Annotated in this window: 14 protein-coding genes and 2 pseudogenes; 11 read left to right on the top strand and 5 right to left on the bottom strand. The window is 49.5% G+C overall.

What is annotated here, in order from left to right:
• Positions 1–19: 19 nt before the first annotated feature.
• The gene (locus QJT81_15765) at positions 20–1195 is read right to left on the bottom strand and encodes a phosphoenolpyruvate carboxykinase (ATP) (protein WGZ93255.1); all 1176 of its coding nucleotides are present in this window, start codon (positions 1193–1195) and stop codon (positions 20–22) included.
• A gap of 254 nt (positions 1196–1449) precedes the next feature.
• Here QJT81_15765 and QJT81_15760 point away from each other — a divergent pair, with 254 nt between their 5' ends.
• The 6 genes and pseudogenes from QJT81_15760 to QJT81_15735 all read left to right on the top strand — a co-directional run bounded on the left by QJT81_15760 (position 1450) and on the right by QJT81_15735 (position 7134).
• Positions 1450–2757, top strand: a complete 1308-nt coding sequence (locus QJT81_15760) for a DEAD/DEAH box helicase (protein ID WGZ93254.1) — start codon at positions 1450–1452, stop codon at positions 2755–2757.
• A 5-nt stretch (positions 2758–2762) separates the two neighbouring features.
• On the top strand, positions 2763–3644 hold the full coding sequence (locus QJT81_15755; GenBank protein WGZ93253.1) for a hypothetical protein: 882 nt from the start codon (positions 2763–2765) through the stop codon (positions 3642–3644).
• Positions 3645–3736: 92 nt separating this feature from the next.
• On the top strand, positions 3737–5194 hold the full coding sequence (locus tag QJT81_15750; GenBank protein ID WGZ93252.1) for a DegQ family serine endoprotease: 1458 nt from the start codon (positions 3737–3739) through the stop codon (positions 5192–5194).
• Between the two features lie 196 nt (positions 5195–5390).
• On the top strand, positions 5391–5519 hold the full coding sequence (locus QJT81_15745; protein ID WGZ93251.1) for a hypothetical protein: 129 nt from the start codon (positions 5391–5393) through the stop codon (positions 5517–5519).
• A 65-nt stretch (positions 5520–5584) separates the two neighbouring features.
• A pseudogene (locus tag QJT81_15740) lies at positions 5585–6633 on the top strand (IS630 family transposase).
• A 51-nt stretch (positions 6634–6684) separates the two neighbouring features.
• The gene (locus tag QJT81_15735) at positions 6685–7134 is read left to right on the top strand and encodes a hypothetical protein (protein WGZ93250.1); all 450 of its coding nucleotides are present in this window, start codon (positions 6685–6687) and stop codon (positions 7132–7134) included.
• Here the strand turns inward: QJT81_15735 and QJT81_15730 are convergent.
• Positions 7124–8356, bottom strand: a complete 1233-nt coding sequence (locus QJT81_15730) for an FAD-binding oxidoreductase (protein WGZ93249.1) — start codon at positions 8354–8356, stop codon at positions 7124–7126. The genes QJT81_15735 and QJT81_15730 overlap by 11 nt on opposite strands.
• Here QJT81_15730 and QJT81_15725 point away from each other — a divergent pair.
• The 4 genes and pseudogenes from QJT81_15725 to QJT81_15710 all read left to right on the top strand — a co-directional run bounded on the left by QJT81_15725 (position 8312) and on the right by QJT81_15710 (position 11501).
• Entirely contained in the window at positions 8312–9118 is an 807-nt protein-coding gene (locus QJT81_15725; protein WGZ93248.1) for a prolipoprotein diacylglyceryl transferase, read from the top strand. The two genes, QJT81_15730 and QJT81_15725, sit on opposite strands and share 45 nt — an antisense overlap.
• Entirely contained in the window at positions 9108–10511 is a 1404-nt protein-coding gene (locus QJT81_15720; protein ID WGZ93247.1) for a radical SAM protein, read from the top strand. The genes QJT81_15725 and QJT81_15720 overlap by 11 nt, the downstream gene beginning before the upstream one ends.
• Positions 10508–11068, top strand: a pseudogene (locus QJT81_15715) (putative zinc-binding metallopeptidase). Before QJT81_15720 ends, QJT81_15715 begins: the two are co-directional and overlap by 4 nt.
• Positions 11069–11075: 7 nt before the next feature.
• On the top strand, positions 11076–11501 hold the full coding sequence (locus tag QJT81_15710) for a putative zinc-binding metallopeptidase (GenBank protein ID WGZ96502.1): 426 nt from the start codon (positions 11076–11078) through the stop codon (positions 11499–11501).
• Here QJT81_15710 and QJT81_15705 read toward each other — a convergent pair.
• Positions 11487–11861: a hypothetical protein gene (locus QJT81_15705; protein ID WGZ93246.1), complete on the bottom strand. Its 375-nt coding sequence runs from the start codon at positions 11859–11861 to the stop codon at positions 11487–11489. The two genes, QJT81_15710 and QJT81_15705, sit on opposite strands and share 15 nt — an antisense overlap.
• The gene (locus QJT81_15700) at positions 11842–12195 is read right to left on the bottom strand and encodes a hypothetical protein (protein ID WGZ93245.1); all 354 of its coding nucleotides are present in this window, start codon (positions 12193–12195) and stop codon (positions 11842–11844) included. The genes QJT81_15705 and QJT81_15700 overlap by 20 nt, the downstream gene beginning before the upstream one ends.
• A 165-nt stretch (positions 12196–12360) precedes the next feature.
• Here QJT81_15700 and QJT81_15695 point away from each other — a divergent pair, with 165 nt between their 5' ends.
• Complete coding sequence (locus tag QJT81_15695; protein WGZ93244.1) at positions 12361–13089, top strand: UDP-2,3-diacylglucosamine diphosphatase; 729 nt, start codon at positions 12361–12363, stop codon at positions 13087–13089.
• 45 nt (positions 13090–13134) lie between these two features.
• On the opposite strand, the gene mscL is transcribed toward QJT81_15695, so the two are convergent.
• Positions 13135–13548, bottom strand: a complete 414-nt coding sequence (gene mscL / locus QJT81_15690) for a large-conductance mechanosensitive channel protein MscL (protein ID WGZ93243.1) — start codon at positions 13546–13548, stop codon at positions 13135–13137.
• Between the last annotated feature and the right edge of the window lie 136 nt (positions 13549–13684).

Genomic DNA, 13684 nt, shown 5'->3' with positions numbered 1-13684 from the left:
TTACTCATGGCTGCTTTTGTTACCAGTCATCTAACCATATTTCCCTGATCAAAAAAACTATTTTATGGCACGGACTGGTATACATCGCTTGTTCTGTCGTCAATTTGGAAATCGGTGGCAATACGCCAAACGCATCACACGTCAGCATGATGATGTGCTTGGGGTGACCGGCTTTACCCGGATATAACGCGCCCGGAATCTGAGTAATCGGGTAGCTGGCACGGGTGTTTTCGGTGATGCTGTTGTCATCCAGATTCAGTTTGCGCGTCGCTTGATCCATAACCACATTTTCCAGCACTGTGCCGAACGTTTGGGTGGTTTTGTAGATCATTGGCTCTTGTTCTGGCGACAAGTTGATGACTTTGGCATAACAACCGCCTTCCAGATTGAAAACGCCAGTGTCGCTCCAGCCGTGTTCGTCATCACCGATCAGGGCGCGATTAGGGTCTGCGGAGAGGGTGGTTTTGCCCGTGCCGGATAAGCCAAACAAAATAGCCACATCGCCCTCTTTGCCAACATTGGCAGAAGCGTGCATGGACATAATGCCGCGTTGTGGCAAGAGGTAGTTGAGGACGGAGAAAATGGATTTCTTGATTTCACCCGCGTAATGCGTACCGCCAATCAGAATCAGGCCACGGGTCAGGTTTAACAGGACAAATGCCCCGGAATGAGTGCCGTGCTTATCTGGGTCGGCTTGCATATCCGGTACATGGATGACGGTGAATTTAGGTTCAGTAACGTCAAGGGTACGGTTCAGGTCATCGGGTCGAATGAACATATTACGTGCAAACAACGCGTGCCAGGCATACTGCGTAATAATCCGCACGGGGAGTTCATCGGCGGCGTTTGCCCCTGCCAGTAAATCTTGTACGAACAATTCCCGCCCCTCTAAAAATTGCAGGGCATCGGCTAAGACTTGATTGAATTGGGCTTCGCTCAGAGCCTTGTTGACTTTGCCCCACCATACTTTGTCGTGTGAACCGGCATCATCCACGATGAATTTGTCATTGGGGGCGCGTCCTGTAAAGGTACCGGTATAAGCCACAAAAACCCCGTCTTCACTGATTTTACCTTCGCTACGGTTGAGTGCTTGTTCGTAAAGAACTGGGGAAAACTGATTCCAATAAAGATTAGTGGTATTTTTTAGCCCCAATGTACTGGCGAGATGCTGTGCCAGGGTATCTGTTGTACTCATAATTACGCCTCCGGTAGCGCCGCATAGTGTCGACAATATGTCGTATAGGTGTTAAGAAGGCAAAGAATAATAGCGCACGATGTCGACTATTAGAATATGTTTTAGTGTAAATTTAGTGATAAATAGCAATATTGTCGACATATTAATATTGGTGTGTCGACAGCATGTCATTGCCTAGGGTTTTCTTGAAAAATTGATAAAAGTTGTTGTGCTTTTTGTGCTGACTTGCAGAGTCAGTGTGATATTCTCCAGCAATGGAAAATTTCTACTTAAGTCAAACACGTTTCACTGATTTCCCGTTGGATGAGCGCTTACTAGCCTCGCTTCATGAGACGGGTTTTGAATTCTGCTCGCGTATTCAGGCAGAAACCTTGCCGTTGGCCTTGGCGGGGCAAGATATTGCCGGTCAAGCGCAGACGGGTACGGGCAAAACCGGTGCATTTTTGGTGGCGGTGTTTCAACATTTGTTGAAAAATCCACTGCCGAATCCGGGGGCTGGTACGGTGCGTTGTCTGATTCTGGCACCGACTCGTGAACTGGCGATTCAGATTGCCCGTGATGCTGAAGCGTTGGGTAAGCATACTGGCTTACGTTCTGTGTTGGTGTACGGCGGTGCGGGTTATGACAAGCAACGTCGTCAGTTTGAAGAGGCTGTCGATGTATTAATCGGTACGCCGGGGCGGGTGATTGACTATTACAAGCAACGGGTATTTACCCTGAAACAGGTGCAAGCCTTGGTGATGGATGAAGCTGATCGTATGTTCGACATGGGCTTCATTCAAGATGTGCGCTACTTGATGCAGAAACTGCCGCCACCCACGAAACGCTTGAACATGCTATTTTCGGCTACGTTGTCACAGCGTGTATTGGAATTGGCTTATGAACACATGAATAACCCGCAACAAATCAAAATCGAAGCGGAATCGGTGCGGGCGGATAATATCGCTGAACACGTTTATTTTCCGGCAAATGAAGAAAAAATTCCCTTGTTGATTGGTTTGATTCGTCAGCTAAACCCTTTCCGTGCCATTGTGTTTGTGAATACGAAGCATATTGCCGAGAAAATTGACGATTACCTGCGTGCTAATGGCATTAGTTCTGACCTGATTTCGGGCGATGTGCGCCAGAATAAACGTGAAAAGCTGTTGCAAGCGTTTGAAGCGGGGGATTTTCAGGTTCTGATTGCCACCGACGTGGCAGCGCGGGGCTTGCATATTCCTGATGTATCGCACGTTTTCAATTTCGACTTGCCACAATTGGCGGAAGATTATGTGCACCGTATCGGGCGTACTGCGCGTGCCGGGGCATCGGGTGAAGCGCACAGTTTTGCGTGTGAAGATACGGCGTTTTATTTGCCGGATATTGAGCAATACACGGGTAAATCCATTCCGGTAGCCAAGATCACCGCCGCGTTATTGCCAGCAGAACTTCAGCGTCCACAGCGTAGCCAGCGTGAGCGGGTGGGGCATCATGGTCAGGATAAGCACCGTTCACAGGCCAGCAATAGCGGCGGTGAGCAGCGGCGGCGCAGACGACCCCGTTCTAACCCTAACGCAGGTTAAACCGTATGGATGCCTACGCCAAACGCTTACACAACCCTTTTAGTGGTGTTTTGCAGGTGGTGGCTAATGAGCAGATGCGTGCCCTGAGTTTCAATGGAGTGGACTGGGAGCTTCAGTTTAAATGCATAACGCCACGCGGTGTTGGGTATGCGCGGATCGGGCGCTGGGAACGCAGTGCCGGTTTCAAACCTTATCCTCTCGACCCTAGTATTGACCCCCTCTCGGTGGAAGCCGCGTATGTGGCGGTTGTGACGGTGCTGGAAACGGCACAAATGCCATTGCATCAAGACGATTACTATGAGTTTTGGTTGTTAGAAGACACTACCCGCCAGCCCTTAGCTTTATTAGCCAGTTGTCGCCAGAGGCAGGAAATGCGTCAGGCAACGGTTCACCCTGTCTGGAAGTGCATCAGTGCCAGTCAATTGGATCTGGAAAATACCCCAGAAGAAGCACGTCGTGGGTTACCCCCGCTCAGTTACCGTTTGGAGCAGCAGGTTAAACACTATGCTGGGCAAAATCCGCAAGCCCAATGGTTTTTACGGGCGGTAGATGGTACGGGTCAGGCATTGAATGCTAATGGCGAGATTGCCAGTGACGTGCTGGCAGCAAGTCATTTTCCCCCATTGTTATTGCGTGAAACGTGGGGCAAAGTGGCAGAAAATGCGTTGTGTACCCGTTATTTGCAGCGCATTGCCCCACGTTTATTAACCTTGCAGGCATTATCACTGGAAAGTCGCGATAGGGTAGAGCAAATGGCAAGTCGTTACGCGCAGGAAGTGGCTGCCCATTTTCATTTATACCCCGCTGTAGCCGATAAACAGCGCATGACGGCGTTACGGGTGGAGGCTCGCTTGCGTAGCGCCTGTTTTAACGAGCGCAGAACATGAAGATTTTGTAACCTTTCCGCAAACCCTTGGTAATGTTGCTTCTGCCACAATCATGGCTATACACAGCATTATTGCAAAGGAGTAAGCCATTCATGTTCAAACGTAAGCAGCGGATGTTAAGCGCAGGTTTGCTGATGAGTTCTGTACTGGTGTTGGGAAGCCTGCCTGTATTGGCAGAAACCACAGCGCCGTTAGTATCAGCCCCTGTAACCACGCCAGCGCCTGCCCCGATTGCAGGCTCATTGCCAGAATTGACGACATTAATTAAACAAAATAGTCCGGCTGTGGTGAGCATCAGCGTTGAAGCCAGCGCGTCGTCTAAGCGTATGGGCGGTTTACCGAAAGGTTTTCCACCTGAATTGGAGCGTTTTTTCCGGGGCTTGCCTGATAGCGAAAGTCCGCGTTCGGAGCGTGCACGAGCCAGTGGTTCAGGATTCATTATTTCAGCAGATGGCTACATTGTTACCAATGCCCATGTGGTGGAGGATGCTAAATCCATTACTGTCGGCTTGAATGATCGTCGTGAGTTACCTGCTGAAATCATTGGAGTTGATACCCTCAGTGACGTTGCTTTGCTGAAAGTAAAAGCCGAGAACCTGCCTACCGTGCAATTGGGTGATTCGAATGGCTTGGAAGTAGGGCAGTGGGTAGTAGCGATTGGTGCACCGTTTGGCCTTGACCTCACGGCGACGCAGGGCATTGTCAGTGCTTTATCGCGCAGCTTGCCGGATGGTACTTATGTTCCCTTTATCCAGACTGATGTGGCGGTGAACCCTGGTAATTCCGGTGGCCCCTTATTCGACTTGAGCGGGCGTGTGGTCGGGGTAAATTCGCAGATTTATAGCCGTAGCGGTGGCTACATGGGGATTTCGTTTGCTATCCCGGTGAATGTGGCAAAAACCGTCATCGAACAGCTTAAGAGCAAAGGTAAAGTCGAACGCGGTTGGTTGGGTGTTGCGATTCAGGATATGAATCAAGATTTAGCCAGATCTTTTAATTTGAATCAGCCTGATGGTGCATTGGTTTCTAGCGTCCAGCCGGGTAGCCCTGCCGATAAAGCCGGTGTGCAAGCGGGGGACGTTATCATCGGGTTTGGTGAGGGGAAGGTGAAATCTTCCTCTGACTTGCCATTGTTAGTGGGTAATACGCCAGTGGGTACACAAGTCCCCCTCAAACTCCTGCGGGCAGGGGCAGAAAAGAGCTTGGATGTTACGATTGCAAAATTAGGGGATGATGAAGACGTTTCGCCAGTTGCAACGACTCCCAGTGAAAGTGGGATGTTAGGAGTGGCTGTTGCAACATTGAGTAGTGAAGAACTCAACACGCGCAAGTTGACCCATGGTGTTGTGGTCGAACAAGTTTTAGCAGATAGTCCAGCCGAACAAGCAGGCTTGACGGTGGGTAATGTGATTGTCTCCGTCAATAACCAGCCGGTTAAAACAGCGGCTGATCTCAAGACGGTGGTACAGGCTGCACCAGCCGGTAAACCCATTGCTATGTTGGTTATGCAAGGGGAACAAACCCGCTTTATTGCAGTCAACAAACCATAAGCACACATTAAGTACACCATTCTTTTCTTGGCACACTCCAAGCACTTTCCCCCGTCAGCGGATACGCACCGTGGCGGGGGATTTTTTTGTAGTTTGCCGATTATCTGAAGATCACGAGAGTTTATTTGACGAACAGAAGACAGCGGATACACCAGCCCGCATCATCAGTGTAATAAGCAACCTAAGGAATTGTCCTATGCCTGATGACATTGAAACTTATACTCCCCCGCTTGACGAAACCCTTATGCCTGAAGCCAGCACTTTGGAAGACAGCACGCCTGATGTAGAGCCTGACATATCGGCATTATACCAGTCCGTGCCATAAAATAGTTTTTTTGATCAGGGAAATATGGTTAGATGACTGGTAACAAAAGCAGCCATGAGTAATGTATGACATTAAAAATCACTTTCACTGAGGATGAGATAGCGGAGCTGTTCTACTGGAAGGAGCGCCATCCTCATCCCAGAGTCCGTAAGAAAATGTCCGTGCTGTACCTGAAATCCCAACAGTTGACGCATAAGGAAATCAAACGATTGGAAAGGATTACAGAAGCCACGCTGCTTGCCTACCTAAACGCCTACCTACAACCTAACGGTTTAGAAGCTCTTAAAGAAATACGATTCAATAAACCACAGAGTGATTTGATGGCATATAAAGACAAGATTGAAGCCTATTTTCGTGAATATCCCCCCGCAACCAGCAAGGCGGCAGCCGCTAAGATTGAGGAGCTGACAGGCATCAAACGCAGTGAGGACAGGGTACGTGTCTTTATGAAGAAAATAGGGATGGACATCCATAAAGTGGGGATGATACCCGCCAAAGCTGATGTGGAAGCACAAGAAAAGTTCCTGGAAAATGAACTAAAACCGCGCATTCAGGAGGCTAAGGAGGGCAAACGCGCCCTTTTTTTGTCGATGCCGCCCACTTCGTGTTAGCACCGTTTCTGGGGTTTTTGTGGTCATTTTCCCGCGTATTCATCAAAGCCCCCTGTGGTCGACAACGCTACAACGTATTGGGCGCACTCAATGCGATAACGCTACAACTCATCACGATCACTAACGACTCCTATATCAACGCTAACAGCGTGTGTGAATTATTGGAAAAAATTGCAGCGTTAGCACTCAAAATACCGATCACTTTGGTCTTGGATAATGCCAAGTATCAACGCTGTGAAGCCGTGTTTGCCTGTGCGAAAAGGCTCAATATTGAACTATTATTTTTACCGACCTATTCACCCAACCTCAATCTGATTGAACGGTTGTGGAAGTTCGTCAAGAAAAAATGCTTGTACTCGAAATACTATGATAAGTTTCCCGCTTTCAAGGCGGCCATCACCAACTGTCTCGACAAGCTGGATACCGATCACAAGAAAGAACTGACCCAGTTGATGACAACAAATTTTCAAACCTTTAAAAATGTTCAGGTCTTGACGCTGTAAGGTATAGCACCTGAGCAGCCGGTTAACCCGCCTGCCGACTCGAATGATAAGGTGCTTACCTCTGCATTAGGCGTTTACCGTCAGCTTGTGGAGCAATTGGAAGCCAATAAGCAAACCATCCATACCAATCGCCATGAGCTTGCACACATTCGTCAGCAAATCCGCGAACTTTCCGCACTCAGCAAGCGTGATCCCCGTGTGGAAGACGAAGCGGATAGCCATGGATTACACACCAGCAAAGTAGCCGCACAATACGACGATTGCGGTAGCATTATCGCTTATGCCGAACAAGTGCGGCGGCATGTGTATGACAATATTAATGAAGCAGAAGAACTGTTGTCACCCATGACCCAAAGCGTGGAATTGCTCAAATTACGGGTGCGTCACATTCGTTTGCTGGAAGGGTTGCTGGCAGCGCAGGAAAATGGCTTGCGGCTTGAAATTCAGCAGCGCAATGCGGATGCGTGTATCTGGCAATTGGCAGACATTCTCAAAGTTTGACGCTTTGTGGGTGACGAATCAGGTTGTCTGGGTCGAATTGGCGCTTGAGTGCCTGTAAACGGGGGTAAGATTTACCGTAATACGCCGTTTCCCAATTTGGTAATTCCACATCTGGGTAATTGCGGTAATGCGCTTTGATGCCCCCGGCAGTCAGCATTCCTTGGATGTCACGCACGATGTGTTCCGCCATGTTGGTTTGTGTTGCTTTGTCGTAATAGGTTTGCAATTCACCCAGATAGCCGAATGCACGATGCGGATAAGCAGCAGTAGCCTCTAATGTCGGGTTGTTAATTGCCCCGCCTAAGGTGTTAATTTGCAGAATAGTGGTCAATTTTGCGACGGCAATTTGCTCGCAAATGGTTGGTAACAGCGCTTTTATGTCGGTGAAATCACGGTAATAACCGGCAGAAACGTTCTTAAAATACATCGGATCCACGCCGCCTTTGTAACGTTGGATACCGGGTAAGAAAGCATCCTTGCGTGGGGGCAGGGTTTCAGTCGCCCCCGCTTTCAGTTTGGCAAGAATGGTTTTCAAGGCTGTTGACGGTGTATTGCTGGTATCTGTCACGATCACGGTGACATGTTTACCATTCAGTACCCATGAGGAGTAGGCGGTCTTGGGTAAGGTTTTCATCCAGTTAAACCAGCGTTCTGCGAGTTGAGTAGCGCTGGCGGGGGTCAAGTTGCGGTACTTGTAGCGGTAGCTGCTGAAATAGCTTGGGGCAGGGTGTGTTTTAAACTCCAGTTCGGTAATGATACCGAAATTGCCATTGCCACCGCCTTTACAAGCCCATAATAATTCGGGGTTGTCGTTGGAGTCGTGTAACTGGCCCTTACCATCTACCATGCGTACTCGTTGCAAGCTGTCACAGGTTAACCCCAATTGCCGGGCAAAAAAGCCGTAGCCGCCCCCTAAGGTCAGCCCTGCGACACCAACCCCAGCACACGAACCGGCGGGGATCAAGCGCCCGTATTGATGCAAATATTCATACACCTTGCCGAGTTTCGCGCCCGGTTGGATAGTCAGGCGTTTCGTGGTTTTGTTGTACTTCGGTTTATTCATGCCGGATAAATCCAGCATTAGCCCGCCGTCATTGGTTGAGAAGCCTTCAAAGCTATGCCCGCCACTTTTGACTGCAATGGGGAGCTTGGCTGTTTGGGCGTAGGCAACGGCTTCTTGAACGCCTTTTTCATTGATACATACCGCAATGATTTTAGGCATGGCAGTAATGCGTTTGTTGAAGATCTGGCGGTGTTTGGCGTAATCAGCATCATCACGTCGCAGAAAGCGCACGTTGCGACTGGAGATGGGGGCGTTACTGTCGGAGTGCTCATAAGTTTCTGGTTCCGGCGTAAGGCTGGGCTGGAACGTCCGGCTGGAATCACGCAGCAGGATCAGCACCATTACTACCTGCTGGCCTTGCTGCTCGGGCTGGTGGTGGGCAGTACGCTGTTCGGTACGCTGAATCTGCATCTAGCGGGGCAGGGTGGTTTAGCCAAAAGTATGCTAGGCGGTATTTTTGGCGCAATCCTGGCAGCGGAAACCTTTAAGTATTTTGCCGGAATCCGCCAATCGACCGGATTCTATTTCGTCCCCGGCCTTATTATGTTAATTGCCGTGGGGCGTATCGGCTGTTTTCTCGCCGGATTGCCGGATTTCACCTATGGCGTTGAAACCAGCCTGCCGTGGGGCGTGGATTTCGGCGATGGTGTCCAGCGGCATCCGGTGCAGTTGTATGAAACCCTAACGATGTTCGCTTGCCTTGCTGTATTGCTCATCAGTTACCCGCGCCAACCGCTGTTTTGGCAACGTCACGGTTTTTACGTATTCGTGCTGGTGTATGCAGGGCAACGTTTTGCATGGGAATTCCTCAAACCGTACCCGCCCGTCTTCGCCGGTTTGAACCTGTTTCACTGGATCAGTCTGGCGCTGCTGGTGTACGCGCTGCTTATGCTTAACCGGAGTCAAACCGATGTCGAATAAAGCCCGCCCGTACATTTTCTACGGTCAAACCCAGTCCTTGTGTGAGGAATGCCTCGCGGTCGTACCCGCCAAAATCCTGTTCCAGCACGGCAATGTGTATTACCAGAAACGCTGCGCGGAACACGGGGTGCAAAAAACGCTGGTTTCCACCGACATCGACTATTACAAACGTTGCAAGGAATACCTGAAACCGGGCGACATGCCGCAAGCCTTCCAGACCGACATCAACCAGGGTTGCCCGCATGATTGCGGCCTGTGCCCCGACCACGAACAGCATTCCTGTCTGGCGCTGTTTGAAATCATCGACGAATGCAATATGCACTGCCCGGTGTGTTTCGCCAATTCCGCACCCGGCATGGGCAATCCACGCAGCATGGAAGCCATCGAAATCATGTTGCAAACCCTGCTGGCGAGCGAACAGCAACCCGATCTGGTGCAGGTGTCCGGCGGTGAACCGACCTTGCATCCGCAACTGATGGACATTTTGCGCCGCCTCAAGGCCAGCCCGATTCGCCACCTGATGCTCAACACCAACGGCATCCGCATTGCCCGCGATCCGCATCTGGTGGAAGAACTCGCTACCCTCAAACCGGGTTTCGAGGTCTATTTGCAATTCGATTCGCTCAAAGCCGTCGCCCTGCAAAACATTCGCGGGCAGGACATGCGCAATATTCGCCAGCAAGCACTGGAAAAGCTCGAACAGCACAATATTTCCACCACGCTGGTATGCGTGATCCGCAAGGGCGTGAATGACGACGAAATTGGCGAGATCATCCAGTTTGCCCAGCAATGGCAGTGCGTGCGTGGGATTACTTTCCAGCCCGTGCAGGATGCCGGGCGCAACGACGGCGACAAGCCCGCCAACCGTATTACCCTGAGTGAAATCCGTACCCGCATTATTGAGGCGGATAACCCGTTTACCGATACCGACATGATTCCACTGCCTTGCCACCCGGAAAACATTTCCATTGGCTACGGGATTAAAATGGGCGGGGAAATCGTGCCTGTGACAGGTTTGTTACCGCGTGAGGAACTGCTCAAGGGCGTGGACAACACCATTACCTTTGAAAAGAGTGCCGGGCTAAAAGACGCTTTCCTCAAACTGTTCTCGCTGGATGCGTGCAGCGAACAGACCACGGAAAACCTGCAAACCATGCTGTGTTGCCTGCCCAAAATTGAAAGTCAGGGGCTGACCTACAATAACGTATTTCGCATTGTCATCATGGCTTTCATGGATAAATACGACTTCGATATTGGTTCAGTGAAACGCTCTTGCACCCATTTTGTCGAGCCTAACGGGAAGATCTATCCGTTTGACACCTGGAATCTGTTTTACCGCGACAAGGTACGGGAAAAAGCAATAATGAGCAGCACCGCTGGAGGTCTTTCTTGAAGCGTTTCTATTGTATTTGCGGGCAGGAGGTTCTTTTCGAGGATAAAGATTGTCCCTGCTGTGGTAGTCCTTTAGGTTTTAACCCCGATACCTTGCAGATGGTCGTGTTACTTCGTGCGCCTCATCTACGTGCCTGCGCGTTGCGAAATCACCCTGTTGCTTGCAATTGGGTGCTAACACAGGGGGACAGCCACAAGCAATGCCGTTCTTGCCGTTTGACTCGTACCGTTCCTGCGCAAAATATTCCGATTAATGTCCAGCGTTGGAAGGTTTTAGAACGTGCTAAACGGCGCTTGGTATATTCCCTTATTGCGTTGGGATTGCCATTAGTTGGGCGTGAACAAGACCCTTGTCAGGGGTTGGTGTTTGATTTTCTGGAGGACCAGCGTACTAATCCATTGGTAAAAAAAAGATTGGTCTATACTGGGCATAAGAGTGGTGTTATTACGCTACATGCGGTGGAGGCGGATGATGCGCACCGTATGACAGCACGGGAACAAATGAATGAGCGTTACCGAACTGTGCTAGGGCATATGCGCCATGAAAGTGGGCATTATTACTGGGATGTGTTGGTTAGGGATTCGGCATGGTATCCACGTTTTCGCTACCTGTTTGGGGGGGGAGGAAAACTACCGGCAGGCATTGGATTATTATTATGCTTACGGGCCTGTTCCCAATTGGGAAAAGCGCCATATCAGTGCGTATGCCAGTGCTCACCCATGGGAGGATTGGGCGGAAACATGGGCACATTATCTGCACATTATGGATACACTGGAAACCGCAACGGGTTTTGGTTTGATTCACCGTGATGCGGTCGATTCCAGCGGCTTTCATTTGTTGATGCAGGAGTGGCGGCAACTGACGCGCATGATGAATGCACTAAACCGCAGCATGGGGCAAGCAGATGCTTACCCCTTCACCTTGTCACGGCAGGTGATTGTCAAGTTGCGGCTTATTCACCAGTTGGTGACAGGTTCAGAAGGTATGTAGGTTGCTATCAGGTTGTGCATGGCTTTCGAGTCTGGGCATTGAGCGAAATGCACGGTTTAACTGATTGGCCCATTCGTGGCGAATTTCGAGCAAATACGGGTCTTCAGCTTCAAATTTGTAGTGTTTTGGCTTATTAAATTGGTCGCGTGGGTAAATCAGAACTTCAATGGGTGGCCCTACGCTGGCGTTACTTTTCATGGTGGAATCCATCGAAATCAGCGAACAGATAGCAGCATCTTCTAAGGAGGCATCACGGGTGATGAAGCGATCCAGCACGGGTTTGCCGTATTTGCTTTCGCCAATTTGCAAGTAGGGTGTGTCATCTGATGAGGTAATGTAGTTACCTTGCGGGTAAATCATGTAAATGTTGGGGTTGCGCCCTTGAATCTGCCCCCCCCAAGATCAGGGTGGCATCGGGTACAAAGCCGGTTTGCTCCGTATGTTTACGGATGCGAGTGACCAATACATCCCCTAGGTATTCAGCAACATCGGCTAGGTAATTCAGCGTATTGATATTGCGTGGTGCACCTTCTTGGACATCACGGCGAATTTGTTGAATCACGCCTTGGGTAGTTGCGAGGTTCCCAGCACTCATAATCACTAAACAACGGTCGGGCGTGGTGATGCAACGGTGCATCTTGCTGTAAGTGCTGACATGATCAATACCTGCATTCGTGCGAGAATCAGAGGTCAATACAAGCCCAGCATCGAGAGAAATGCCAATACAATATGTCATGTCAGTTTAAGGGGTAGTTAAGGTTAAGATAACTTATTAGGCTCTTTGCGACAGGTCAATGTTCTCGTGACGTTGTTTGTTATTTTGCGACGATAATAATGGTTTTTAGGATAAGTGATACCTATGTCAAGCTGGTTTATTGCTGATTTACACTTAGATGCGTCTCGATCCGGCACTATTCATTTGCTGCTGGAGTGGTTAGCCCAGATTGAGGAACGCGCAGAAGCTTTATACATTTTGGGGGATTTATTTGAATATTGGGTAGGTGATGATGCTTTACAGACGGAACATACCCTGTGGTTACGACCGGTAGTGAAGCATTTGCGGCAATTGAGTAAACGTGGGGTGCAACTTTACTTCCAGCATGGCAACCGTGATTTTTTGGTAGGTGAAGCATTCGCGGCGGTGACAGGGTGTACCTTATTACCAGAGAGCCACCTGATTGACCTGTATGGTACACCGACATTATTGCTACACGGCGATACATTGTGTACGGATGATGTGGACTATCAGCAAGTCCGCACGTTATTTCGTAACCCACAATGGCAGCAGCAATTCTTGGCGTTACCCTTAGCGGAGCGTATCCGACAGGCTGAGGCGATGCGGGCGCAAAGCCGTCTGAGTATGCAGGGCAAGTCAGAAACTATTTTGGATGTCAATCAACAAGCTGTGGTGGAAACCTTGCGTGAAGCAGGGATATTGCGTTTGATTCATGGGCATACACACCGTCCCGCCATCCATGATGTCAGCTTAGCTGATGCCACGGCACAACGTTTTGTGTTGGGTGACTGGCACGAAGACAGGCTTAGCTTTTTACGTGTTGACCCTGATGGTCTGCACTTGGAATATTGAGGCAGAGGCATGGAATACATGCCCCTACCGGTAGTACTGTGTGACTTACTTTTGTTTCAACAAATCGCGGATTTCGCCCAGTAATACTTCTTGGTTTGATGGTGCAGCAGGTGCTTCAGGCGCTGCTTCTTCTTTACGCTTCAGTTTGTTCATGGCTTTGATGGCGATGAAAATAGCCAGTGCCACAATGGTAAAGTCGAAAATGGTTTGAACGAATGCGCCGTAAGCCAATACCAAATCCGGTACAGGGGGTACAGCGTTGGGATCCCCCGCTTTTAGCATAATCCCCATTTTGCTAAAATCGACCCCGCCGACGAGCAAACCCAATAATGGCATGACGATACCATCCACGAATGCGGAGACGATTTTGCCGAAGGCTGCGCCAATGATGACACCAACGGCGAGATCAACCACATTGCCTTTCATGGCAAACTCTTTGAATTCACTGATAAAACTCATAAATACCTCCAGTTATTTAAAAAAACCCTTTATTTGACGATACAGATACCCTTTTGGTTCATCTTCACGATCCTAAGTGTAGAGCATTGAGTGAACTATTGTTTTCAGATAATCCCAGATATTTTCGGTATGAAAC

This window comes from Candidatus Thiothrix putei, assembly GCA_029972225.1.
In the GTDB taxonomy this organism is placed as follows: Bacteria; Pseudomonadota; Gammaproteobacteria; order Thiotrichales; family Thiotrichaceae; genus Thiothrix; species Thiothrix putei.
Note: the sequence above shows the minus strand (reverse complement) of the source record. Positions and strands in the feature narration are given on the sequence as shown.

What these genes read in the sequence shown, in the direction of transcription:
- QJT81_15765 (WGZ93255.1), bottom strand. Translation starts at nt 1,195, where the DNA reads ATGAGTACAACAGATACCCTGGCACAGCATCTCGCCAGTACATTGGGG.
- QJT81_15760 (WGZ93254.1), top strand. Translation starts at nt 1,450, where the DNA reads ATGGAAAATTTCTACTTAAGTCAAACACGTTTCACTGATTTCCCGTTG.
- QJT81_15755 (WGZ93253.1), top strand. Translation starts at nt 2,763, where the DNA reads ATGGATGCCTACGCCAAACGCTTACACAACCCTTTTAGTGGTGTTTTG.
- QJT81_15750 (WGZ93252.1), top strand. Translation starts at nt 3,737, where the DNA reads ATGTTCAAACGTAAGCAGCGGATGTTAAGCGCAGGTTTGCTGATGAGT.
- QJT81_15745 (WGZ93251.1), top strand. Translation starts at nt 5,391, where the DNA reads ATGCCTGATGACATTGAAACTTATACTCCCCCGCTTGACGAAACCCTT.
- QJT81_15730 (WGZ93249.1), bottom strand. Translation starts at nt 8,356, where the DNA reads ATGCCTAAAATCATTGCGGTATGTATCAATGAAAAAGGCGTTCAAGAA.
- QJT81_15720 (WGZ93247.1), top strand. Translation starts at nt 9,108, where the DNA reads ATGTCGAATAAAGCCCGCCCGTACATTTTCTACGGTCAAACCCAGTCC.
- QJT81_15710 (WGZ96502.1), top strand. Translation starts at nt 11,076, where the DNA reads ATGTGTTGGTTAGGGATTCGGCATGGTATCCACGTTTTCGCTACCTGT.
- QJT81_15705 (WGZ93246.1), bottom strand. Translation starts at nt 11,861, where the DNA reads ATGATTTACCCGCAAGGTAACTACATTACCTCATCAGATGACACACCC.
- QJT81_15695 (WGZ93244.1), top strand. Translation starts at nt 12,361, where the DNA reads ATGTCAAGCTGGTTTATTGCTGATTTACACTTAGATGCGTCTCGATCC.
- mscL (WGZ93243.1), bottom strand. Translation starts at nt 13,548, where the DNA reads ATGAGTTTTATCAGTGAATTCAAAGAGTTTGCCATGAAAGGCAATGTG.